Annotated in this window: 18 protein-coding genes; 4 read left to right on the top strand and 14 right to left on the bottom strand. The window is 63.8% G+C overall.

Going from position 1 to position 22,999, the window contains the following annotated elements; translation table 11 throughout:
* Window positions 1–8 precede the first annotated feature (8 nt).
* The 3 genes from AC1DZ8_RS11060 to AC1DZ8_RS11050 all read right to left on the bottom strand — a co-directional run bounded on the left by AC1DZ8_RS11060 (window position 9) and on the right by AC1DZ8_RS11050 (window position 3,147).
* Entirely contained in the window at window positions 9–866 is an 858-nt protein-coding gene (locus tag AC1DZ8_RS11060) for a carbohydrate ABC transporter permease (protein ID WP_477303887.1), read from the bottom strand.
* A gap of 26 nt (window positions 867–892) precedes the next feature.
* Complete coding sequence (locus AC1DZ8_RS11055; RefSeq protein WP_477303496.1) at window positions 893–1,780, bottom strand: carbohydrate ABC transporter permease; 888 nt, start codon at window positions 1,778–1,780, stop codon at window positions 893–895.
* Between the two features lie 98 nt (window positions 1,781–1,878).
* Window positions 1,879–3,147: an ABC transporter substrate-binding protein gene (locus AC1DZ8_RS11050; protein ID WP_477303497.1), complete on the bottom strand. Its 1,269-nt coding sequence runs from the start codon at window positions 3,145–3,147 to the stop codon at window positions 1,879–1,881.
* Window positions 3,148–3,326: 179 nt separating this feature from the next.
* Between AC1DZ8_RS11050 and AC1DZ8_RS11045 the strand changes: the two genes are divergently transcribed.
* The 4 genes from AC1DZ8_RS11045 to AC1DZ8_RS11030 all read left to right on the top strand — a co-directional run bounded on the left by AC1DZ8_RS11045 (window position 3,327) and on the right by AC1DZ8_RS11030 (window position 7,348).
* Entirely contained in the window at window positions 3,327–4,361 is a 1,035-nt protein-coding gene (locus AC1DZ8_RS11045) for a Gfo/Idh/MocA family protein (protein WP_477303499.1), read from the top strand.
* A gap of 5 nt (window positions 4,362–4,366) precedes the next feature.
* Window positions 4,367–5,128 carry a GntR family transcriptional regulator gene (locus AC1DZ8_RS11040; protein ID WP_477401045.1) on the top strand — a complete coding sequence of 254 codons (762 nt, stop codon included), beginning with the start codon at window positions 4,367–4,369 and terminating at the stop codon, window positions 5,126–5,128.
* Window positions 5,129–5,441: 313 nt separating this feature from the next.
* Entirely contained in the window at window positions 5,442–6,308 is an 867-nt protein-coding gene (locus tag AC1DZ8_RS11035) for a hypothetical protein (RefSeq protein ID WP_477303501.1), read from the top strand.
* Between the two features lie 158 nt (window positions 6,309–6,466).
* Window positions 6,467–7,348, top strand: a complete 882-nt coding sequence (locus tag AC1DZ8_RS11030) for a hypothetical protein (RefSeq protein ID WP_477303503.1) — start codon at window positions 6,467–6,469, stop codon at window positions 7,346–7,348.
* A 58-nt stretch (window positions 7,349–7,406) separates the two neighbouring features.
* On the opposite strand, the gene amaB is transcribed toward AC1DZ8_RS11030, so the two are convergent.
* The 11 genes from amaB to AC1DZ8_RS10975 all read right to left on the bottom strand — a co-directional run bounded on the left by amaB (window position 7,407) and on the right by AC1DZ8_RS10975 (window position 22,897).
* Entirely contained in the window at window positions 7,407–8,921 is a 1,515-nt protein-coding gene (amaB, locus tag AC1DZ8_RS11025) for an L-piperidine-6-carboxylate dehydrogenase (RefSeq protein ID WP_477303505.1), read from the bottom strand.
* A 176-nt stretch (window positions 8,922–9,097) separates the two neighbouring features.
* Window positions 9,098–10,372, bottom strand: coding sequence for an RNA polymerase sigma factor (locus tag AC1DZ8_RS11020; RefSeq protein WP_477303507.1), 1,275 nt, complete (start codon window positions 10,370–10,372; stop codon window positions 9,098–9,100).
* Complete coding sequence (locus AC1DZ8_RS11015) at window positions 10,369–10,743, bottom strand: YciI family protein (protein WP_477288209.1); 375 nt, start codon at window positions 10,741–10,743, stop codon at window positions 10,369–10,371. The genes AC1DZ8_RS11020 and AC1DZ8_RS11015 overlap by 4 nt, the downstream gene beginning before the upstream one ends.
* A gap of 82 nt (window positions 10,744–10,825) precedes the next feature.
* The gene (locus tag AC1DZ8_RS11010; protein ID WP_477303509.1) at window positions 10,826–11,932 is read right to left on the bottom strand and encodes a DNA topoisomerase IB; all 1,107 of its coding nucleotides are present in this window, start codon (window positions 11,930–11,932) and stop codon (window positions 10,826–10,828) included.
* 66 nt (window positions 11,933–11,998) lie between these two features.
* Window positions 11,999–12,763, bottom strand: coding sequence for a hypothetical protein (locus tag AC1DZ8_RS11005; RefSeq protein ID WP_477303511.1), 765 nt, complete (start codon window positions 12,761–12,763; stop codon window positions 11,999–12,001).
* Window positions 12,760–13,638, bottom strand: a complete 879-nt coding sequence (locus tag AC1DZ8_RS11000; RefSeq protein WP_477303513.1) for a glycosyltransferase family 2 protein — start codon at window positions 13,636–13,638, stop codon at window positions 12,760–12,762. Before AC1DZ8_RS11000 ends, AC1DZ8_RS11005 begins: the two co-directional genes overlap by 4 nt.
* Window positions 13,631–14,566 (bottom strand): glycosyltransferase family 2 protein, encoded by a 936-nt coding sequence (locus AC1DZ8_RS10995; RefSeq protein ID WP_477303515.1) that lies wholly within the window; start codon window positions 14,564–14,566, stop codon window positions 13,631–13,633. Before AC1DZ8_RS10995 ends, AC1DZ8_RS11000 begins: the two co-directional genes overlap by 8 nt.
* Before the next feature lie 101 nt (window positions 14,567–14,667).
* A complete protein-coding gene (locus tag AC1DZ8_RS10990; protein ID WP_477303517.1) occupies window positions 14,668–15,552 on the bottom strand; it encodes a transglutaminase family protein in 885 nt (294 codons plus the stop codon).
* A 1-nt stretch (window position 15,553) separates the two neighbouring features.
* Complete coding sequence (locus AC1DZ8_RS10985; protein ID WP_477303519.1) at window positions 15,554–17,965, bottom strand: circularly permuted type 2 ATP-grasp protein; 2,412 nt, start codon at window positions 17,963–17,965, stop codon at window positions 15,554–15,556.
* A gap of 6 nt (window positions 17,966–17,971) precedes the next feature.
* Window positions 17,972–21,331, bottom strand: a complete 3,360-nt coding sequence (locus AC1DZ8_RS10980) for a transglutaminase family protein (protein WP_477400877.1) — start codon at window positions 21,329–21,331, stop codon at window positions 17,972–17,974.
* A 369-nt stretch (window positions 21,332–21,700) separates the two neighbouring features.
* Window positions 21,701–22,897, bottom strand: coding sequence for an acyl-CoA dehydrogenase (locus AC1DZ8_RS10975; protein ID WP_477303523.1), 1,197 nt, complete (start codon window positions 22,895–22,897; stop codon window positions 21,701–21,703).
* Window positions 22,898–22,999: the final 102 nt, after the last annotated feature.

Below are 22,999 nucleotides of genomic sequence, written 5' to 3'. Positions count from 1 at the left end.
GTCGGAAATTACTTGCTGTAGCCCTTGCTCAGGCCGCTGATGAATTGCCGCGAGAACAGGGTGAACAGCAGCACCAGCGGCACCGCGCCGAGCGTCAGTGCGGCAAGCAGCGCCGGATAGTCGTTCATGAACTGGCCGACGAATTGCTGCACGCCGAGCGTCACCGTCTGGTTCTGCCGGCTTGGCGCCAGGATCAGCGGAAACCAGAGGTCGTTCCACACCGGCAGCATGGTGAGGGCCGCGACCGCGGCGAGGCCCGGCCGGACCAGCGGCAGCACGATCCAGAACGTGCGCAACTCGCTGGCGCCATCCATGCGTGCCGCTTCCTTGAGATCGGTCGGCACGGTGCGGAAATAGGTGACCATCAGCGTCACCGCGATCGGAATGCTCATGGCGGTGTAGACGAGGATGAGTGCCGCCAGCGTGTCCATCAGCCGCCAGGCCAGCATCATCTGGATCAGCGGGATGGTGCCGAGCCGGATCGGCAGCATGATGCCGAGCACGAACAGACCGCCGAGCAGCGATGCCAGCCGCACGCGGTATTCGACCAGCGCGAAAGCGGCGAGCGTCGACAGCACCACGGTGAGTGCGATCGTCGTCACCGTGACGATCAGGCTGTTGCGGTAGTTGACGATGAAATTGCCGCGGGTGAAGACGCGCTTGTAGCCTTCCAGGCTGAAGGTTTTGGCCGTCGGCAGATCGAACGGCCCGCCAAAGATCGCCGGCGTCGTCTTCAGCGAATTGATGATGACGATCAGCACCGGCCCGATGGCGAGCAGCACAAAGACGATCAGCAGCGCATGCACGATGATGCGCTCCGCCGTCCAGGGTTCGCGGTCCTGGCGGCGGCGGGCGGCTGAGGTCATGAGGTCCTGGGCGCTCATCTCAGTTCCTAGACCGAATAGGATTTCAGGCGGCGCTGGATCAGCCAGAAATAGGCTGCAGTCACCAGCAAGACCGTGAGGAAGATGACCGTCGCGACCGCGCTACCCAGATCGAGATCGGCAAGCTGTCCGCTCGAGCCGAAGAAGGTTCGATAGAAATAGGTGCCGAGAATGTCGGTGCTGTAGTTCGGCCCGGGCGCCGAGCCGTTGAGCGCGAACACCAGGTCGAAGCCGTTGAACGTCCAGATGTAGGTGAGGATGGCGATCAGCCCGAACTGCGGCGCAATCAGTGGGAACTTGATCTTCCAGAAGGTCGTCCAGCCGTTGGCGCCGTCGATGTTGGCGGCTTCGACCAGCTCGTTGGGCACCGCCAGCAGGGCGCTGTAGAGGAACACCATCGGGATGCCGAAATACTGCCAGACCGACATCAGCGAGATGGTGGTGAGCGCGGTCGATTCCGTGCCCAGCAGCGGGAAGCCGACCAGGCCCCAGAGCGGATTGATGATCAGCCGCCAGACAAAGCCGACAATGACCACCGACAGCGTCGCCGGGATGAACAGCAGCGTCCGATAAATGCCTTCCGAACGCGCCAATTTGCCCGAGGTCAGCAGCGCCGCCAGCAGCAGACCCATCGGCACTTCGACGATCAGATGGATGGCGAAATACTGCATGTTGTTGAGCAACGCATTCCAGAAGCGGGCGCTTATGGTTGGGTGGGTGAACAGCCGCTCGTAATTGGCGAAGCCGACAAAGACGTCACCCGCGCCGCCGCTGGTCTGGAAAAAGCTCATGACGATCGAGGTCGCCAGCGGCAGCACGGCAAAGACCAGATAGACGGCCAGCGCCGGCAGCACGAACAGCAGCAGGTTTCGATAGGCGGCAGCGGGAGATATCAACGGAAAACCTCATCTTCACGCCGACCGTCATGGCCGGCGTGCCGTCAGGCTTGCGCATGCCCCGCCAACTGGCAAGGCATGCGCTAAGCAGAGCCGGATTACTTCTTCTGCGGTCCGTACCAGGAGGCGAGGCCTGCCTGGAGTTCGGTCGCAACCTGCTGCGGCGTAACGTCGGACTTGGTGAACATCACCTGCAGCAGGCGCCAGGTCTCATCGTCGAGCGGCGGCGTGCCGGCGCTGAGCCGGTCCAGCGCCAGGCGCGGCGTCAGCTCGGCGCCCTTCTTCAGATCGGCAAAATCCTGCGCCAGCTTGTTCTTGTAGGTCACCGGCTTCGAACTCATGGCAAAGAAGCCGGGCGCTGCGTTGACGTAGAGTTCCTGGAACTCAGGGCCGGCGACCCAGTCGAGGAAGGTCTTTGCCGCATCCTTGTGCGCGCTCTTGGCGTTGATGCCGATGCCCATGTCGGGCATTTCCTGGAGATAGCGCTTGTCGCCAGCCTTCGGCACCGGCGGGCCGAAGACGCCGATGTTGAGACCCGTCGAGGTCGCCTGGTTGATGTCCCATGAACCGTCGGGAAGGATGGCCGCTTTGCCGAGCGTGAACAGCTGCGTCATGTCGGCATAGTTCAGGCTCTCCTGCCCGGCCGGCAGGAACGGCTTCCAGGCTTCGAAGGCGGCGATGGCGTCGACGAATTCAGGATCCGTCAGCTTCTTCTTGCCGTCGATCAGGCCAAGGCGACCCTCCTCGCCTTTCCAGTAGGCCGGGCCGATCGAGTAGAGGCCGTTATAGGCGAGCTGCCAGGATTCGGCTGAACCATAGGCGAGCGGCGTGTAGCGACCGTCCTTCTTGATTGCCGTGAGCACATCGATGAATTCGGCGCTGGTGGTCGGCACCTTGAGGCCCAGCTCCTTGAAGATGTCGGCGTTGTAGTAGAAGCCGGCGAGCACCGCGGCGACCGGCAGGCAGTAGGTCTTGTCGTCGGCGCCGGTCCAGGCCGCGCGGGACGTCTTGTCGAAGTTTTCCAGGCCCGCCAAGCCGTCAAGCGATTCGAAATAGCCGCGCTTGATCCATTCGCGGTTCACGTCGAATGGACGGCAGGTGATCAGGTCGCCACCGGCGCCGCCTTCGATCTGCGACTGGACAGCGGCATTGTATTCATTGGTGTTGATCGGCGCGAACTCGACCTTGATGTCGGGGTGCTTGGTCTCGAAGGCCGGCAGGATGGTGTCCTGCCACACGGCGATATCCTCGGTGCGCCAGCTGTTCAAGGTGATGGTGACCGGGTCGGCAAACGCGGCGCCGACACCCCCTGAAAACATCACGCCAAGCGTCGCCGCCAGCGGGATCGATACACGTATGGAACGCATTGTCCTGCTCTCCCTCAAGATGGTGCCTCGTGTGGATTCACGATTTTGCACTGTTGCCTCGGACCATACCTACTGATACATCTTGTGACAAGTGGTATTGTGTTGTCTTTTCCAATCAAGAAGCCGTGTTCGCCTCGGGCACAGCCAAAATTGATGGCAAGAAATCTGGGAGGACTTGTATGATTGGAGTTGGAATTCTGGGCTCGGGCTTCATTGCCGAGACCTATGCGGACTCGCTGCTCGACGTGCGCAATGCAGAACTGGTGGCCTGCTCGTCACGCAGTTTCGAGCGCGCCACGGCCTTCGCCAAGAAATGGGGTCCCAAGGTCACCGCGCACAAGGATATCGACGCGCTGTGCGCCGATCCGAAGGTTGAGCTGGTGGTCATCGCATTGCCCAACGAAATCCATCTCGAAGCCGTCAGGACGGCAGCAAAGCACGGCAAGGCCGTCATCTGCACCAAGCCGCTGGCGCGCACCGGCAAGGAAGCGCAGGAAATCCTCGACATCGTCAAGCGCGCCGGCATCTGGCACGGCTATGCCGAATGCGCGGTCTTCTCCCCCAACATCGCCAAGGCCCACCAGATGATCCAGGCCGGCGGCATCGGCAACCTCTTGACCATGCGCGCCCGCGAGGCGCATTCGGGCCCGCACGCACCGCATTTCTGGAACGCCGAACTTGCCGGCGGCGGCGCCCTGCTCGACATGGGCTGCCACACCGTCGAAAGCGCCCGTCACTTCTTCGGCAAGGACAATGCTATCACCGAGGTGTTCGCGTGGGGCGCGACGCTGGTCCACGGTGACAAGACGTCAGGGGAAGATACAGCCATCGCGCTTTTGAAATTCGCCGGCGGCCAGCTTGCCACCATCGAATCCTCGTGGATCGAAAAAGGCGGCATGCAGCTTCGCCACGAACTGGTCGGCTCGGCCGGCCGTCTGGTGACGGATACCTCCGTCGGCCCAGTCTGGGGTTTCATCGAGAAGCCGGTCGGCTATCTCGTCGAAAAGGCCGATGCCGAAACCGGCTGGGTCTATCCGGTGCCCGAGGAAACCCGCGCCTATGGTTTCTCGCAACAGATGCGCCATTTCGTCGACCATTTCGCGGCCGGGACGACGCCGCTGGAAACCTTCGAGGACGGCGTTATCGTCAACCACATAATTGACGCCTGCTACCGTTCGATGCGAACGGGCGTATGGGAAAAGATCAAGGGGTGACCGCGATGGAGGGCTCGCCACTGCAGTCGGACGGACCCGAACCACTCTGGCGGCAGGCCGCCGATGCGATCCTGCAGGAGATCGCCTCAGGCAAGCTTGCCTCTGGCGCGCGCCTGCCGGCCGAGCGCGACCTGTTCACGCGCATGTCGATATCGAGGGTGACCTTGCGCCGGGCCTTGCAGAGCTTGGTTGAGGAAGGTGTGCTGACGCCCTCGCACGGGCGCGGCTGGTATGTCTCGGCCAAGGTGCCGAAGGAGTTTCCCAACACGCTGGAATCATTCAGCGAGACCGCCAGGCGCCTTGGCCTGACGCCCTCCTCCAATGTGTTGCGCGCCGAACAGGCGTCGGCATCGCTGGACGAAGCCGAGGAGTTGTCGATCGCGCCGGGTGCTGCGCTGTTTCACCTCGAGCGCATCCGCCGTCTCGATCAGGTCCCGGTCGCCGTCGACACCTCGTTCTTTGCCGCAAGCCTCGTACCCGATCTCAGCCGCGTCGACTTCAGCAACGCCTCGCTGTTCGGCTTGCTGATCGATGCCGGTGTCGATCTGGCGCGCGCCGAAACCACGATCGAGGCGCATGACGCCGATCCCGTTCTGGCGCGGCACCTCGACATCGATGTCGGCAAATCGACCCTGGTGATGCGCCAGCTCATCGTCGACACCGCCGGCCGGCCGCTGCTGTCGTCGACCATCCGCTACGCCGGCGACCGCTACCGCCTGCGCACGTCATTTTCGCGCACAGGCAGACCGACGGGCCGCAATCCCTGAAACAGGCGGCGGCCTCGCCTACCGCCGCGCATCGGTATTGTGCTTGACTATGCCGCCCGCGCCATCCGCCGGACGCGAACGGACCAGAGCATTTCCGGGAAAAGTGTGAAACGCTTTTCCCTCGAAAAGCGTGTGGCGCTTTCCCCGAGCAATTGCCTCGAAATCAAAGAGATGGGGCGGTTTCAACGTGTCTGTGGAACGATTGACCGCTCTAGGTCTTTTGTCCGGGTTGGCATGGCTGGACACGTGCGGCTAAGGCTGGAAATGTGATTGCGTCTTCGCTGCCGGGGGGGCTGGCCGGAGGACGAGGAGGATGGCGCTGAATTTCGAATATATTGTCGGCCATCCGGCGCTGCATCGTCATGTCCAGGCGCAGTCGAAGGCGCTGCTGCACATCTATGAAACGAGCCCGCGCCTGGCCGCCGTATTCGCCACGCAACAGCGTTGGCTGCTGGCTCACACCGGCCTTGCCCTGCATTTCGCCCGTGACCCGCGCGATCCCCGCACGGAACTTACCCTCGCCCGCTTCATCGATGCCGTGCTTCACTATTCCGTCGCCAGCCGCAACACGGCCGAGGCCTTCATCAAGGAGATGCTGCACTATCACATCATCGAATATTTGCCGCACACCGGTGACGGACGCGCCCACCCGTTTCAGGTGACGCCGGCGACACTGAAGGAATTCGATGGCTGGGTGTTTGCGCATCTGCGCACACTCGACGGCCTCGACGGCGGCAATCGCCTCGCTTCGTTTCTCGAGCAGCCCGGCATGATTGCCAGGCTGCAGCCGCTGGTGGCGGAAGGCCTGCTTTCCTCCAACCCGGTGCGGGAGCCCAAGCAGACCTTCTCGCTGTTCATCTGGCTCAACAATGGCGGCATCGTCATGGATCGGCTGATGTCCGGTATTGACCCTGCCCATGCCGGCCTCGACCAGATCCCGACCAGCGTGGTTTCGATTGGCGAATTCGCCAGTTGGCTAAAACTGTCGCGCACCCACCTGGCGCGCAAATTGCGCGACGCCGAAAAGCTCGGCAGCATTGGCTGGATGGGCCGGCGCGGGCATTCGGTGATGTGGGTCTCGAACAGCTTCTATCAGGAATACATGACCGTGCAGGCCGCCAAGCTTGCGGTCATCGATGCCGCTTTCGAGGCCTGTCGCCCGATGCAGAAGGCTGGCTGAACCTCCACGCTCACAGGTAATCATCCCACTTGCCAGGACCTGGCAGCCCATGCCGGAATCGGTGGCTCTTCGCCGCCGGGATACGGACATCTGGACACCGGTGTAGAAGCCTGAAAATGTGAGTCCGTGGCTTGGTGGGATCGAGGCACGGGGGAATAATGCTTAATCTGGAAGATATTACCGGTCACCCGGCGCTGCACCGCTGTGTCCGGACACAGGCGCTGGCGATGATCACAGCCTTCAGAGCGGACCAGCGCCGCTCTTCGGTGTTTGCCACGCAGCAGCGTTGGCTGATGGCGCATCTCGGCCTCGCCCTTCATTTCAGGCGCGATCCCGGCGACTATCGCAAGCAATTGACGACGTCGCGCTTTCTCGACGTCATCGGCCAGCACTCCGTCGCCAGCCGCAACACCGCCGATGCCTTCATCCGGGAGATGCTGCACTATAATTTCATCGAGTATCTGGAAAACAGCGAGGACAGGCGCATCCGCCCGCTGCAGCCCACCGCAGCCTCGCTGGGGGCGGTGACCGGCTGGCTTCTTGCCCATCTGCAGACATTGGACAGCCTGGACGGCGCCAGCCGGCTGGCGAATTTCCTTCAACAACCCGATGGCCTCGCCAGGGTGCAGCCGCTTGTGGCCGACGGCCTGCTATCGTCCAGTCCGGTGCGTGAGCCCAAGCAGACCTTCTCGCTCTTCACCTGGCTCAACAATGGCGGCGCGGTCATGGACTGGCTGATCTCGGGCATCGACCCCGACCATGGCGGGCTGGACCGGATCCCGACCGGCGTGGTCTCGATCGGCGACTTCGCCAACTGGCTGAAGCTGTCGCGCACCCATCTCGCCCGCAAATTGCGCGACGCCGAAAATCTCGGCAGCGTCGGCTGGCTAGGCCAGCGCGGGCATTCGGTGATGTGGATCTCGAACAGCTTCTACCAGGAGTATATGAGCGCGCAGGCCGTCAAGCTCGCCATCATCGATAGCGCCTTCGCTGCATCGTTTCCGTTGCCGGCAAGTGGAACGATCCAGGCAGCACGATAGCGATCCACCCCGACTGCATCGGGATGGATCAACGCGTCAGGGACGCCGGCGCAGCGCCTCAGTCGATGTCGAACGACACGCCCTGGGCCAACGGCAGCGCCTTGGAATAGTTCACCGTGTTGGTGGCACGGCGCATATAGGCCTTCCAGGCGTCCGAACCGCTCTCGCGGCCGCCCCCGGTCTCCTTCTCGCCGCCGAACGCGCCGCCGATTTCGGCGCCCGAAGTGCCGATGTTGACGTTGGCGATACCGCAGTCCGAGCCATCGACGCCAAGGAAGCGCTCGGATTCCTGCAGGTCGCGGGTGAAGATCGACGACGACAGCCCGGCGCCGACCGCATTGTGCTCGTCCAGAACGGCGTCGAAATCGGAGTATTTCATTACATAGAGGATCGGCGCGAAGGTCTCTTCAGTAACCGGCGCAACCTGCTTCGGCATTTCGACCAGCGCCGGATGCACGTAATAGGCATCGGGATGGCCGTTCTCGACCCGCGTACCGCCGGTCACCTTGCCGCCGTGAGCGGTGGCTTCCTTCAGCGCCTTCTGCATGGCATCAAACGCCGCCTTGTCGATCAGCGGACCGACAAGCGAGGACGTCTCCAGCGGGTTGCCCACGGAAACGCTCTCATAGGCCTTCTTCAGCCGCGGCAGCAGCGCGTCATAGACGCTGTCATGCACGAACAAACGCCGCAGCGTCGTGCAGCGCTGGCCGGCGGTGCCCATGGCACCGAAGGCGATGGCGCGCAGCGCCATGTCGAGATCGGCGGTCGGGCAGACGATGCCGGCGTTGTTGCCGCCGAGCTCCAGCACGGCGCGGGCAAAGCGCTTGGCCAGCCTTGGGCCGACATCACGGCCCATGCGCGTCGAGCCGGTGGCCGAAACCAGCGGCACCTTCGGATGATCGACCAGGATCTCGCCAACGGCGCGGTCGCCGATCAGCACCGGCGCCAGTCCCTGCGGCGCGTCAGCGCCGAAGCGCTTGACCGCGCGGGCAAAAATCGCCTCGCAGGCGAGCGCCGTCAGCGGCGTCTTTTCCGACGGCTTCCAGACCACGGCATCGCCGCAGACCAGCGCCAGCGCCGCATTCCAGGACCACACCGCGACCGGGAAGTTGAAGGCCGAGATGACGCCGACGACGCCGAGCGGATGCCAGGTTTCCATCATGCGGTGGCCAGGGCGCTCGGTGGCGATGGTCAGGCCGTACAGCTGGCGGGAAAGGCCGACGGCGAAATCGCAGATGTCGATCATTTCTTGGACTTCGCCGAGGCCTTCCGACGGGATCTTGCCGACCTCGATCGACACCAGCCGGCCAAGCTCGGCCTTGTGCGCGCGCAATTCCTCGCCGAGCAGCCGCACCAGTTCGCCGCGCCGCGGACCCGGCACCATCCGCCATGCCTGGAACGCCGTGTGCGCGGCATCAATTGTCTTGGCCGCCTCGGCCGGTGAAATCGTCTTCAGCGCCGCGATCTGCTCGCCCGTCACCGGGCTGCGCACGATGAGGTCGCCGCCGGTGAGCGCGTCCTTGGCCACGCCCAATTTCGCCAGAAGTTCAGCCGTTTCCTTCGCTATCGTCATTTTTATCCCTTTCAGATCCGCTCGCCATCATGTGGCGGCGGTCAAGCCTTTGCGCCACGTCGCCCGCGTGCCGCAGGCACGTCAGGCGCTGTCATGGCGTGGCATTACTCGTTTCAGGGGAAAATCGCCACCCCGGCATGGTCCAAGCCGGGATTGCACGATTGAGCCAGCAGGCTTCAGTGCGCTGTCTTCGCCGGCGCCTTCACGGCGCCGTCCCGCATCAACCGGTCGATATGCATGCGGATATGGGCGGCTTCCGCCGCCGTATTGGCCAAAGCAATTGCGCGGTCAAAGGCGACGCGCGCCTCGTCGCCACGGTCGAGTTGCATCAGTAACCCACCCTTGAGGCCGAAGAAGTGGAAATAGCCGGACAGCCGCTCGCCGAGCGGCTCGATCATCGCAAGCGCAGCTTCCGGGCCGCGCACCTTGGCGACGGCGACCGCGCGGTTCAGCGTCACCACCGGCGATGGCTGCATCCTTTCCAGCAGACTGTAGAGCAAGTCGATCTCGGTCCAGTCGGTATCCTCAGGCGTTGCCGCCCGCGCATGCAGTGCCGCAATCGCCGCCTGCACCTGATAGGGCCCGGGCTTCTGGTGGCGCAGCGCCTTGTCGACCAGCGCCAGGCCTTCGTCGATCATCTTGCGGCTCCACAGCGAGCGGTCCTGGTCGTCGAGCAGCACGATCTCGCCATTCTCGTCGAAACGGGCCGGCGCACGCGCATGCTGCAGCAACAGCAGTGCCGTCAGCCCCATGATCTCCGGCTCGGTCTGGAACAGCCTGAGCAACAGCCGCGCCAGCCGGATCGCTTCCTCGCAGAGCGGCGCACGCGCCGGCGCTTCGCCGCTGTTGGTCGAATAGCCTTCGTTGAAGATCAGATAGACCATGGCTGCAACCGCGGCGAGCCGCTCCGAACGCTCGACTGCGCCCGGCGTCTCGAACGGCACGCCGGCGTCGGCAATGCGCGCCTTGGCGCGGGTGATGCGCTGCTCCATAGCGCTTTCGCCGACCAGGAAGGCGCGCGCGATCTGCTTGACGGTCAGGCCGGAGACGATGCGCAGCGCCACCGCGATCTGCTGCGTCGCCGGCAGGTCCGGATGGCAGCAGATGAACAAGAGCCGCAATATGTCGTCGCGGTAATGCGCGCCGTCCAGCCGCTCGGCGATGTCGCTCTCGGCATCTTCGAGGTCCGAGATCTGGTCCTCTTCCGGCATCGGCGCCTGCTTGGCGCGCTTGCGCACCGCGTCGATGCCGCTGTTGCGGCCGACAAAGATCAGCCATGCCGCCGGATCGCGCGGCGGCCCGTTTTGCGGCCAGTTCTTGAGTGCCCTCAGGCACGCATCCTGGAAAGCTTCCTCCGCCGTATCGAGATCGCGGAAATAGCGCAGCAGCGCACCCATCGCCTGCGGGCGGGCGGCTGAGATTGCGGAGCTGATCCAGGAAAGGTCGGTCATTTCAAAACTCGGGTTGGGTCGAAGACGGAAACCGGCCGGATCTCATAGGATCCGCCGCTCGGATTGACCTCGGACAGTTCGCGCGCGAAGTCGACGGCCTCATCGAGATCGGCGCATTCGAGCGTGTAGAAGCCAAGGAACTGCTCCTTGGTCTCGGCAAACGGACCGTCGATGACGACCGATTCGCCCTTGACCTTGCGCAGCGTCGTCGCAGCAGTGGTCGGCAAAAGCCGCGCCACCGGGCCAAGCCGGCCGGCGTCAGCGTATTTTTGCTGCACATTCAGGAGTTTCGCCATCACCTCGTCATCCTGTGCCTTGCTCCAGGAGGAGACGACATCTTCGGAGGCATAGCAGAGGATAGCGTAGAGCATGGGACGTCCTTTTCTCTCATCAAAGGACGAAACAGTAGGGCCTATGCCGACATGGCGTCGACAAAAAAGTTAGGGCATTTTTTCAACCTTCGCTGGCCTTCAACCACCGCAGCACCAGCGCCTCCTCGTCGTCCAGTCCGTCTATCGATCGCCTGCGCTTGTTGGCCTCGGTCATTTCGTCGAGCAGCCGCCCTTCCACCCAGGCTTCGAAGACTTGCGGATGGATGTAGCATTTGCGGCAGACGGCGCGCGTGTTGCCGAGCCGCTCGGCCACCTTGTCGATGACGGCATTCATCAGCCGCTTCACCCCGGCCTGGCTTTCGGGAAGCTCCGTCTGCGCGAACAACGACGCGGCATGGATGGTGCCGCCCCAGGTGCGGAAATGCTTCGAGCTGAAATCTTCTCCGACAGCATCGCGGATGTAGCGGTTGACGTCGTCGGAGCGCACCGGATGCCGGGCGTCGTCCTCGTCCAGGTACTGGAAAAGCTTTTGCCCCGGTATATCCTGAGCGCTGCGCACGACATGGGCGATGCGGCGATCGACAAGCTTCAGTTTCCATTCCTTGCCGGATTTGCCCTTGAAGGCAAAGCGCAGGCTCGATCCCTTGATGTCGACGTGGCGGTCCCGCAGCGTGGTCAGCCCGAAACTCTTGTTGTCGCGGGCATAGGCAGCATTGCCGACCCGGATCATCGTGTTGTCGAGCAGCCAGACGATTGCCGCCACGACGCGCTCGGCCGGCAGGCCGTGGCGGCGCAAATCGGCATCGATGCGGCGGCGCAAATCCGGCAAGCTTTCGGCAAAGGCGACGAGGCTTGAATATTTGGCGCCGTCGCGCTCGGCGGCCCAGAGCGGATGGTAGCGATACTGCTTGCGCCCGCGCTGGTCGCGGCCGGTCGCCTGGATATGGCCGGCGGGATCGGGCGAAATCCACACATCCGTCCACGCTGGCGGAACGGCCAGCGCCTTGATGCGGGCGATGGCCGAAGCGCTGACGGCCTGTCCCTTAGGGCCCTTGTAGGAAAATCCCTCGCCCGCCTTCAGGCGGCGGATACCCGGCTCGCTATCGCTGACATAGATCAGCGAGGCCTGATCGGCAGAGGCTTGCGCGCCATCCGTCGGCGTACCGTTCTTTCGTGCAAGCTCCCGGGCCGCCGATGAGCCGGATAGCGACGCGGATTTGTCCAGCATGCCCTCTCCCCACGGAATTTTTCCCGTAGATAAGCTGCGGGACCGGCAGCTGGTTCCACCGCGTTGCTATGGAATGTGGTCGGGTCCACCAATGGCGGCACCAGCCGACACGTCGGCCATCCAGAGGCCGCCATCGTCGACGTGAGGCGGATGGTAGTCGCGCCCGGGCGGAATCTGTTCGAACACGGCCCCTGCCTCATCGGCAAGGTAGTCATAGCCCACATCCTGCAGGACGCCCTTTGGATCGAGGTGGTCGTAGAGATTGCGGCGGGCGATCCTCCGCTTCGGCTCCATCATTTTCAGATGATAAAGGTTGAGCCCGCTTTTGCGGGCCTTGAAACCAAGATCGGGAGGGTACCAGAGCCCATGCAGGTCCTCTGGTCGGTACTTCGCCGGATCGTAGGCTCTGAATAGACGATACTGGAACTTTTCGGCCCACAGCCCGTCAACCCGGTACTCGGTCGGCGAATACAATTCGCGGAGCCGGAACCCCCAGGCCATGCGCCTGTAATCCCCCGTCAACTGTCCGATCCGCTCCGCGGTACCGCGTTCCAGCCGCTCATCGGGATCAATAGCCAGGATCCAGTCGGCGGCAGCTTCATGCGCTGCGTCGAGCAAGATCCGCCGCCGCCGCGGCTCGCTGCTGAACACGCCGGTCGCCCCGCGATCGTCATAGGCAATCCAGCCGTCAACGACCGGATCGATATTGGCGATCAGATCGGCAACCAGATGCGCGTCATAGCGATAGCTGAAAACTGCGACCGTTCTCTGCCGCGTCCAGAACAGTCGGCTCCGTCGCCAGCGTCGAGGCTTGATTTGGCTCGTTATCATTTTCTTGTTGCCGCTTTCACGCGATTTCGCACGCCAATATAGACACCCACGGATTTGACCAGCAGAGCAAGCCAGACAATTGGCATCGACATCATCGCGAAAGTTCGATCCCGATCGGAAAGCCCGATCTTCGCCAGCTTGCGGGCATTCCGCCGATCGCGAAACGTGTCGCGAAAACACCGAAACGGAGTGTTCGGGGCGGACGCTGCGAGGTAATCGCCGCGGCGACAGCCGCGCCTGTACTGATCGGCAAGCAATCTGGACAGCCGGGTTTCGTTGCGATGAACGGTTTGCACCTTAGGCTCCCAGACCGGCTGCAGTTCCTGCGGCAGCCGCCCCAGGAATTCGGTGTCTTCGGCAGCAGGCATGGTTTCATCGAACAAGCCATATTCATCGAACAGCCGCCGATCGAACGACACGCCGTAACGCAGCGCACGATCCGACGGCAGACCGGGAAGCCGTCGCATGAACATGATCAGATGAGCCGCACAGGCGATCAGATTGCGCGGATGGCTGTTCACCATGGCGCTCGCCACGGCGCGGTCGCCAGCCAGATGCCGCTGCATCCGTGCCTCGGCCCAGCCCGAACAGGCGAGGCAATCATCGGCAAGAAAGGCAACGAAAGGCGCTTTGGTGGCCGCAATGCCAAGATTGCGGGCTGCGCCGACAAACAGCCTTCGACCGACCTCGATCACTGGCACCTTGACCCCGGCGCCGGTCAGCAGCGCCAGCACCTCACCTCCGCCCGAGTTGACCACCATGATCTCGAGCGACGCATTCTGATCCAGCAGGGATGTCACCGCCTCGACGATTTGAGCCGGCGCGCGATAGCCGATGACAATGACGGCAAGCTGCGGCGGGGCTGATTCAGGCACGTTGCAACTGGGCGCGCGGAGAGGAAAACCAGCGCCGCAGCGCCAGCTTCAGCTGGTAGCGCCTGCAACGCCAGGTGTTCGACCGCGCCTTCGGCGCCGCCGCCGCGATCCTCAGGAACCGCGCCGCCGTCTCCAGATCGCCACGCGCATAGTGAACCCGGGCGATCTTGAGGGCGACTAGCCCTTCCCTGGTCTTCAGCGACGATAGTGGGATGCCACAGTCAGTCAGCTCGCGCAGCGCCAGCCGCCAGTCGAGAAAGCGGCGCACCGGCCTGATGATGAAGCGATCATCGGAACGCACTGCCGAAACGTCGTAGATCATGACGGGATGCACGATCAGGGCAAGCGACGCCCTGCCCATCAGCCTGGCCCAGAACAGCGTGTCCTCGTCATAGGCAAGCCCGGTCGGGAAGCGCGTGTCGCCGACGACGCGCCGAGAAACCAGCGCACTGCCCACGGCGATCGAGCGAATGCGACCTTCCAGATAGGCCGAGGCATTGGCTATACCGTCTTCTGTGTAGCCGGCTGGAAGCTTGAGGTTCCGATCCTCGCCATCGGTGCGCCGACGGTAGGCGCCGACCACCATGTCAGCGGTCGGCTGCTCCCCCGCCCGGACCAGCATCGACCGTAGCCCGCCCTCCAGATGCAAGTCGTCGGCGTCGATCGGGTAGATCCAGGAACATTGCGCCTGCGCCAGCGCCACATTGCGGGAGCCGCCCGCGTCCCGGCAGCTGCTCTTGAGCACGCGCAACGGCAACGAGAATTGCGTGGCGGCATTCAGCGCGGCTTCTGCCGTCCCGTCCAAGGAGGAATCGTCGACCAGCAGCACCTCGCCGATAACCTCGGCTTCAGAACGAAGCGAGGCCAGCGTGGCCGCTATAGTTGCCGCCGCATTGTGCGCCGGGATGATGACACTGATTGCCGTCAATACCGAACTCCGCATCGGCATGCCTGCCGACCGATCCTCCCCGAAGTTTCGACCGAGCATAACGGGCATGGCCGTTGTTGAGAAGCTGTGCTTCGAGGCTGTCAGGCCTTCTCGAGCGCGACCGGGATGACATCGACCGCCTGGTCGCCAACCTGACCGCCGGTGGTTTTCAGCACACCAACGATCGGCGCCACGTCGGAATAGTCGCGGCCATAGCCGACGGTGATGTGGTCGTTGCTGGCCCGCATGCCGTTGGTCGGGTCGAATTCCTGCCAGCCGGCATCGCGCCCGCACCACACCTTGACCCATGCGTGCATGGCGTCGGCGCCTTCGAGCCGCGGCTTACCCTTGGGTGGAATGGTGCGCAGGAAGCCGCTGACATAGCCGGCGGGGATGCCCAACCCGCGCAAGCCCGCGATCATGATGTGGGAGAAATCCTGGCACACGCCACGCTTCAAACGGAAGGCGTCGCTGGCCCTGGTATGCACGGTGGTCGCCTCACCATCATAGGTGAAGTCGCGATGGATGCGGTTGCAAAAATCCATCACCGTGCCGGTGGTCGACCCGGCAAGGCTCCGCCGCGCATAGGCGGTGATAGCCGCATCGATACCGGCATGATCGCTGGCCGTGAGAAAGTGATGCGGTGCGTCGGGCGCCAGGGATCGCACCGCGCCGAGTTCTTCCCTCAGCCGCTGCAAGTCGGGCGACACGTCGAGCCCAGGCTCCGGCCGCGACACCGACACGCGCGCGCTCATCCTGATGTCGAGCCCGTCATGGACATCGCGAAAGGCGATCGCGGTGACATTGTTGCCGAAGAAATCGGTAAAATCAGTGCGCTCCGACGGGGTCGGCACAAATGAAAGCGAGGCGGCGACCACGCGCTGCACGCCGGCAATGGTCTGCGGCAAGACACGCACCTGATGTCGGCTGCCACCGGCCGCGGCGTCATAGTCGTAGCTGAGATGAAGCCTGATGTCGTACAGCATGTTAACCGAAATACGCTTTGGCGAGGCTGTTGTAGAGGTTGCCGATCTCGGTGGCGAGATCGTCCAGCACCTCCGCCGACATCTCCGACGGCTCCATGACGGCAATCGCCGTGTTGAGCTGCAGGATTTCCTTGGCCGCCACCGACATGTGCCCCTCCGGGCCAACCGACGGCAGCAGGCCGATTTCCGCCTTCAGCCGCTCGAGCTGGAACAGGATCGAGCGCGGGTTGAGTGGGTCAAGCGCCAAGAGGTCGATCACTGTGCGCCGTCCGGCCCGCACCGGATACTGCCGGCGATGGGTCATGACGCTGTCGCCGATCTCCAGCATCATGTCGAGCGCGCCATCAGGTGCTTTTGCCCTGGTCAGGCGGGCAAGCGTGCGGGCGATCTGGATGCCGCGCTCGATGCGCCGGCCGATCTCGAGGAAACGCCAGCCGGTGAAGCGGTACATGTTCTCATGCAGCAGGCCGGAAAAACCAGCGAGCTTGCGCAGCATCACCGTCATCGCCCGTGTCGCATCGTCGCCCGGCGCCACTGTGGTGGCGAACTGGTGAATGGTCTTCGACAGATCCTTGAGCGCCAGCCAGCCGTCAGGCGAAAAGCGGTCGCGGATCTGCCCGGCGCTGTAGACGGCGCTGTCCAGCGTGCCGATCAATCCCGGAGGAATGGCCGATTCGAGGTCGATGCCGAACGGTTCGAGATAATCCCTGATATCGGTGAGCAATGGCATGTCCGGATCGGACGTCTCGGCCAGCCGCACGTGATAGGCGCGCAGGATACGCACCGTATCTTCCGAGCGCTCGATGTAGCGGCCGAGCCAGGTCAGGTTTTCGGCCGCACGGCTGGGCAGGCTGCCCGGCATGGTGCGGGCAAAACTGTCATGCTCCTGCGGCAGCAGCGTCTCGCGCTCGACCGGCTTCTCGCTGACCACCCAGACGTCGGCCGCCTGACCGCCGCGCTGCATGGCGATGGCCGTCGGGTCGAGCGACAGGCCGACGCGGGCGAAACCGCCCGGCATCACCGTCCAGCCTTCCGGCGTGCGCGCCAGATAGACGCGCAGGCTTGCCGGCCGTGGCTCCAGCCAGCCGCCGACGTAGACCGGCGTCGTCGACAGCGTCACCGCTTCCTGGCCGACGAAACCGCCGCCGTCGCTCTCGATCCGCGCAATCAGAGCAGTGCGTTCTTCCGGCGTCAGTGCCGAACCGAGCCTGGTCTGGTCGTCATCCTCGAAGGCAAGCCGCGTCGACAGAGCCGGCCCGACGACCATGCGGTCGAGATTGGCAAGCACATGCCGGCGTTCGCTGTCTTGCCCGCACCACCAGGTGGCGACGCTTGGCAACAAAAGCTCTTCGCCGCGCAATGCGCGCGAAATTTTTGGCAGGAAGGCGAGCAGCGCCCGCGTCTCCATCAAGCCCGAACCCAGCGCGTTGACCGTCGAAACGGCGCCGCGGCGGATCGCCTCGACCAGTCCCGGCGTGCCGATCTGCGAGTCTGGCCGCAGTTCCAGCGGATCGGCGAAGGCGGCATCGAGCCGCCGCCACAGCACGGTGATCGGCATCAGCCCGGAAACCGTGCGCACCATCAGCTTACCGCCGGAGACGGTCAGGTCCTCGCCCTCGAGCAGCATGATGCCGAGATAACGGGCGATATAGGCGTGCTCGTAGTAGGTCTCGTTGAGCGGCCCCGGCGTCAGTATGGCGACGCGGCCGTCATTCTCCTTGGCCATGCCGATCAGTGCGTCGCGAAAGCGGCGGAAGAAACCGGCAAGACGATGCACATGCATCTCGCCATAGATGTCCGACAGCGCACGCGTGGTGGCGACGCGGTTCTCCAGCGCAAAGCCGGCGCCCGACGGCGCCTGCGTGCGGTCGCCCAGCACCCACCAGCTTCCGTCCGGCCCACGGCCGAGCTCGAAGGCGCAAAAATGCAGGAAATGGCCGCTGGCCGGCCGGGTGCCGGCGACGGGCCGCAGATATTCAGCGCTCGCCGCAATCAGTCCCGCCGGCAGGATGCCCTTCTCGATCAGCCGGTTCGGCCCGTAAATGTCGGCGACGATCTCTTCGAACAGATCGGCACGCTGCACGAGGCCGGCGCTGATCTCGGCCCATTCCTTGTCCTCGATCAGCAGCGGGATATGCGCCAGCGGCCATTCGCGCTCATTGGCGCCGGCCTTGTCGTAGACGCGGTAATAGACGCCGGCGTCGCGCAGATACTGATCGGCGCGGGCGAAGCGCTGGCCGAGCTTCTCCGGACCAAGCTCTTCCAGCGCATCGATGAAGTTCTTCCACACCGGGCGCGGATTGCCCGCTGCATCGACCATCTCGTCGACGACGCCGTCAATCGGCTGGTAGTGTTCCAGCAGACTGTGCCTCAGCGGCTTGCCGCGCAGCTTTTTGTGATTCCCCTTTGCCATCGCTGATCAGAGTCTTGCCGGCCGCCTGAGGTCAAGGGTCATCGGGAAGTCTTCAGAGGCTTCTTCGTTGCGCAGCACATAGGCCGACGGCGTGTGGCCGCGCGGCTCGAAGCGGGCAAGCCGCCGCGCCTCGGCCTCATTGCCGTTAACCGGGAAGGTGTCGTAGCTGCGTCCGCCGGGATGCGCGACATGGTAGACGCAGCCGCCCACCGCCCGGCCCGACCAGCGGTCGTATATGTCGAAGACCAGTGGCGTGTTGACCGGCAGCGCCGGATGCAGGCCGGACGCCGGCTGCCAGGCCTTGAAGCGCACGCCCGCCACCGCGACGTCCCTGTTGTCGGTTACCTTCATCGGCACGACGCGGCCATTGCAGACGATGGAGTGACGTTCCGGGTTGAGGCCTTCGGTCCTGACCTGCAGCCGTTCGACCGAGGAATCGACGAAGCGCACCGTGCCGCCAATGGCGCCCTGCTCGCCCATGACGTGCCAAGGCTCCAGCGCTTGCCTGAGCTCCAGCTTGACGCCGGCATGCTGGACCTCGCCGCAGAAGGGAAAGCGGAATTCGAGCTGCGCGTCGAACCATTCCGGACGGAACTCGAAACCGTTGAGCTTGAGATCGTCGAGCACGTCGAGGAAATCCGCCCAGACGTAATGCGGCAACATGAAGCGATCGTGCAGCGACGTGCCCCAGCGCACGAAGCGGCCGTCGAGCGGGTTCTTCCACGCACGGGCGATGATCGCACGCACCAGCAATTGCTGCGCCAGCGACATGCGCGCATTGGGCGGCATCTCGAAGCCCCGAAACTCGACCAGGCCGAGCCGCCCGGTCGGCCCGTCGGGCGAAAACAGCTTGTCGATGCAGATTTCGGAACGATGCGTATTGCCGGTGACGTCGGTGAGCAGATTGCGGAACAGCCGGTCGACCAGCCATGGCAGCGGCGCGTTGCCCTGGTCCGGGTGCGGCACCTGCGCCATCGCGATTTCGAGCTCATAAAGCGAGTCGTGCCGCGCCTCGTCGAAACGCGGCGCCTGGCTGGTCGGGCCGATAAACAGGCCGGAAAACAGATAGGACAGCGACGGGCGCCGCTGCCATTGTAGCACCAGGCTCTTCAACAGATCGGGTCGGCGCAGGAAGGGGCTGTCATTTGGCGTCGCGCCGCCGACCACGACATGGTTGCCGCCGCCGGTGCCAGTGTGGCGGCCGTCGATCATGAACTTGTCTGCGCCAAGCCGCGTCTGCCGCGCCTCTTCGTAGATCGCTGTCGTCGTCGCCACACAGTCCTGCCAATTCGAAGCCGGATGGATGTTGACCTCGATGACACCGGGATCGGGCGCCACGCGGATGACGTTGAGGCGCGGATCGTGCGGCGGGCCATAGCCTTCGATGTGCACGGGAAGACCGATCGCCTTTGCCGCATTCTCGGCGGCTGCGACCAGTTCGAGATAATCTTCCAGCGCCTCGACCGGCGGCATGAACACGCAGAGCCGTCCGTCGCGCGGCTCGACGGAAAGTGCCGTGCGCACCGCGCCGCCGATCTCGGTGATTTCCTGCTCAACCCGGTCCTGCTGGCCGGTCGTCGCGGTGAAAGAAATCGCCTGCTGGCGGCGCGCCATTTCGTCGGCGCCTTCCAGTTCTGCCGGAGCCGGTTCCGGCAATATGGCTTCACGCGCCGGCAGCGGTCCGCGCGGCAGCGACGGATCAACCGGCACGATGTAGGGGAATTGCGCCGGCGGCACATAGGGCAGCGTGCCCAGCGGCAGGCGGTAGCCTACCGGTGAATCGCCAGGCACCAGGAACAGCCGGCCGCGCCGGGTCTTCCATTTCTCAGATCGCCAGCGCGGATCCGATGCCTGGCTGTTCCAGCGCTGCACCGGCAACACATAGCCTGACGGCTTGGTCAGCCCGCGCTCGAACACTTTCGTCATGCGGCTGCGCTCTTCCGGGTCTTCCAGCTTCGAGTTGGAAGGGTCGACATTGTCGGGCAGCTTGCCTTCCTTGAGCAGCCATTCTGCCGGATCCTCATAGGCTTCGCTGACCATGGCCTTGTCGATGCCGAGTTCGCCGGCAATCGCCGTCAGCAGGCTTTCGGCCTGCTGCGGTCCGACCTTTGCATCGCTCTTTTCGCGCGCGATCAGCGATGGATTGCTCCACACTGGCTGGCCATCGGTGCGCCAGTAGAGCGAGAAGGTCCAGCGCGGCAGACTCTCGCCGGGATACCATTTGCCCTGGCCGTAATGGAGAAAGCCGCCCGGCGCGAAGCGTTCGCGCAGCTTGCGGATCAGCGCATCGGCCTTTTCGCGCTTGGTCGGACCGACGGCAGCGGTGTTCCACTCGGCCGACTCGAAATCGTCGATCGACACGAAGGTCGGCTCGCCACCCATGGTCAGCCTGACGTCGCCGGCCTCGAGTGCCGCGTCGACCTTGTTGCCCAGCGCGTCCAGCGCCTGCCAGCTTTCGTCCGAAAACGGCTTGGTGATACGCGGATGCTCGGCGATGCGGTCGACCCGCATGTCGAAGCCGAACTCGACATTGGCAAAGCTCGCCATGCCGGAAATGGGAGCCGCATTGCGGAAATGTGGCGTTGCCGCCAGCGGCACATGGCTTTCACCGGTAAGCAGGCCCGACGTCGGGTCGAAGCCGATCCAGCCAGCGCCCGGCAGATAGACTTCGCACCAGGCGTGCAGGTCGGTGAAGTCGACCGCGGTCCCGGCCGGGCCATCGAGCGCCACCAGGTCGGGCTTCAGCTGGATCAGGTAGCCGGAGACGAAACGCGCGGCGATGCCCAGGTTGCGCAGGATCTGCACCAGCAGCCAGCTCGAATCCCGGCACGAGCCTTTTTTCGCCGCCAGCGTCTCCTCCGGCGAGAAGACGCCGGTTTCCATACGCACGATATAGGCGATCTCACGTTGCAGCCGCGCATTAAGGTCGACGACGAAATTGACGGTGTTGGTGGCGCTACGGTCGATCGTTGCGAGGAAAGCCGAAAGCAGCGGCCCGGCCGGCTCCGGCGTGCGGTAGATGGCGAGATCGTCCCTGATGTCTTCCGGATACTCGAACGGAAACGTCTCGGCCGCCGGCTCGACGAAGAAATCGAACGGATTGTAGACCGTCATGTCGGCGACAAGATCGACCTCGATCTTCAGTTCCGTCACCGGCTCCGGAAAGACGAAACGGGCGAGGAAATTGCCGTAGGGGTCCTGCTGCAGATTGACGAAGTGGTTTGCCGGTCCGACCTTGAGCGAATGGCTGAGCACCTTGGTGCGGGAATGCGGCGCCGGCTGCAGCCTGATGACCTGGGGCCCGAGAACCACGGGCCGGTCATATTTGTAGTGGGTCAGATGGTAGACGGCTGCCAGAATTGCCATGGGGCCCCGGAGATCGGCGTTTCAAACGAATTCGCGGAACCCTGACACATCTGCTGGCCAATCTCCAAGCAGAGATGTTGCGGTGCACCTAATTTAAGCAGCTAACGACTGCGCCGGCGACTGGTTCCACCGGCTTCCAGCCTCTGCGATTAGCGAGGGCTTTCGCGTCTTCGTCATCCTGGGGCGAAGCAAGGAGCGCAGCGACGCGGCGTAGACCCGGGGATCCATGCCGTTACGCCGATCGAAGAACGCAACGGCGCAGAACAAACCCGTTTTCGACCTACCCCGGAAATTTCGTTCACCTCAGCGGCGCCTTGACGTCGCGGCATGGATCCTCGGGTCAAGCCCGAGGATGACGACGCAGAGGGCTCAGAAGAACGCCTGGATACCCGTCTGCGCTCTTCCCAAAATCAGCGCGTGCACGTCGTGCGTGCCCTCATAGGTGTTGACGGTCTCCAGATTCTGCGCGTGGCGCATGACGTGGTAGCCGATCTGGATGCCGTTGCCGCCATGCATGTCGCGGGCCTGGCGGGCAATGTCGAGCGCTTTGCCGCAATTGTTGCGCTTGACGATCGAGATCATCTCCGGCGCCATCTTGCCCTCGTCCATCAGCCGGCCAACGCGCAAGCTCCCCTGCAGGCCCAGAGCGATTTCGGTCTGCATATCGGCGAGCTTCTTCTGGAACAGCTGCGTGCCGGCCAGCGGCTTGCCGAACTGCTTGCGGTCGAGGCCATATTGACGCGCCCGGCGCCAGCAATCCTCGGCCGCGCCCATGGCGCCCCAGGAAATGCCGTAGCGGGCGCGGTTGAGGCAGCCGAACGGACCACCCAGACCCTTGGCGTTGGGCAGCAGCGCGTCTTCGCCCACTTCTACGCCTTCCATCACCACCTCGCCGGTGATCGATGCGCGCAGGCTAAGCTTGCCGCCGATCTTCGGCGCCGACAGGCCCTTCATGCCCTTTTCCAGCACGAAGCCGCGGATTTCGTCCTTGCCGTTCTCGCCCTTGAGCTTCGCCCAGACGACGAACACGTCGGCGATCGGCGCGTTGGAAATCCACATTTTCGAGCCGGAGAGCTTGTAGCCGTTCGCCGTCTTCTCGGCCCGGGTCTTCATGCCGCCCGGATCGGAGCCGGCATCCGGTTCGGTCAGGCCAAAGCAGCCGATCCATTCGCCCGACGCCAGTTTCGGCAGATATTTCTTGCGCTGCGCTTCCGAGCCATAGGCATGGATCGGATACATGACCAGCGACGACTGCACTGACATCATCGAGCGATAACCGGAATCGACACGCTCGACCTCGCGCGCTACCAGCCCGTAGGTGACGTAATTGGCGCCGAGCCCACCATATTCCTCCGGAATGGTGATGCCGAGCAGGCCGGCCTCGCCCATCTCGCGAAAGATGCCGGCATCGGTCTTTTCCTCGAGGTAGGCCGCCTCGATGCGCGGCGCCAGCTTGTCGGCGGCGAAGGCAGCCGCGCCATCGCGCACCATGCGCTCATCCTCCGAAAGCTGGTTCTCGATCAGGAAAGGGTCTTCCCAGACGAACGCGTTCTTGTCGGCGGCCATGGCTCGGTCTCTCCCAGCGAAAATCTTGATTGCCCGGGCTTATCCGCCTCTGCCTCCTAAAAATCAAACGAAATTGCATCACCGATCAATGAGAGATAGTAA

Source organism: Mesorhizobium sp. P2_F7, from assembly GCF_056403695.1.
Note: the sequence above shows the minus strand (reverse complement) of the source record. Positions and strands in the feature narration are given on the sequence as shown.

Coding starts and splice junctions, on each gene's coding strand:
- AC1DZ8_RS11060 (WP_477303887.1), bottom strand. CDS start 866: ATGACCTCAGCCGCCCGCCGCCGCCAGGACCGCGAACCCTGGACGGCG.
- AC1DZ8_RS11050 (WP_477303497.1), bottom strand. CDS start 3,147: ATGCGTTCCATACGTGTATCGATCCCGCTGGCGGCGACGCTTGGCGTG.
- AC1DZ8_RS11045 (WP_477303499.1), top strand. CDS start 3,327: ATGATTGGAGTTGGAATTCTGGGCTCGGGCTTCATTGCCGAGACCTAT.
- AC1DZ8_RS11040 (WP_477401045.1), top strand. CDS start 4,367: ATGGAGGGCTCGCCACTGCAGTCGGACGGACCCGAACCACTCTGGCGG.
- AC1DZ8_RS11035 (WP_477303501.1), top strand. CDS start 5,442: ATGGCGCTGAATTTCGAATATATTGTCGGCCATCCGGCGCTGCATCGT.
- AC1DZ8_RS11030 (WP_477303503.1), top strand. CDS start 6,467: ATGCTTAATCTGGAAGATATTACCGGTCACCCGGCGCTGCACCGCTGT.
- amaB (WP_477303505.1), bottom strand. CDS start 8,921: ATGACGATAGCGAAGGAAACGGCTGAACTTCTGGCGAAATTGGGCGTG.
- AC1DZ8_RS11020 (WP_477303507.1), bottom strand. CDS start 10,372: ATGACCGACCTTTCCTGGATCAGCTCCGCAATCTCAGCCGCCCGCCCG.
- AC1DZ8_RS11015 (WP_477288209.1), bottom strand. CDS start 10,743: ATGCTCTACGCTATCCTCTGCTATGCCTCCGAAGATGTCGTCTCCTCC.
- AC1DZ8_RS11010 (WP_477303509.1), bottom strand. CDS start 11,932: ATGCTGGACAAATCCGCGTCGCTATCCGGCTCATCGGCGGCCCGGGAG.
- AC1DZ8_RS11005 (WP_477303511.1), bottom strand. CDS start 12,763: ATGATAACGAGCCAAATCAAGCCTCGACGCTGGCGACGGAGCCGACTG.
- AC1DZ8_RS10990 (WP_477303517.1), bottom strand. CDS start 15,552: ATGCTGTACGACATCAGGCTTCATCTCAGCTACGACTATGACGCCGCG.
- AC1DZ8_RS10985 (WP_477303519.1), bottom strand. CDS start 17,965: ATGGCAAAGGGGAATCACAAAAAGCTGCGCGGCAAGCCGCTGAGGCAC.
- AC1DZ8_RS10980 (WP_477400877.1), bottom strand. CDS start 21,331: ATGGCAATTCTGGCAGCCGTCTACCATCTGACCCACTACAAATATGAC.
- AC1DZ8_RS10975 (WP_477303523.1), bottom strand. CDS start 22,897: ATGGCCGCCGACAAGAACGCGTTCGTCTGGGAAGACCCTTTCCTGATC.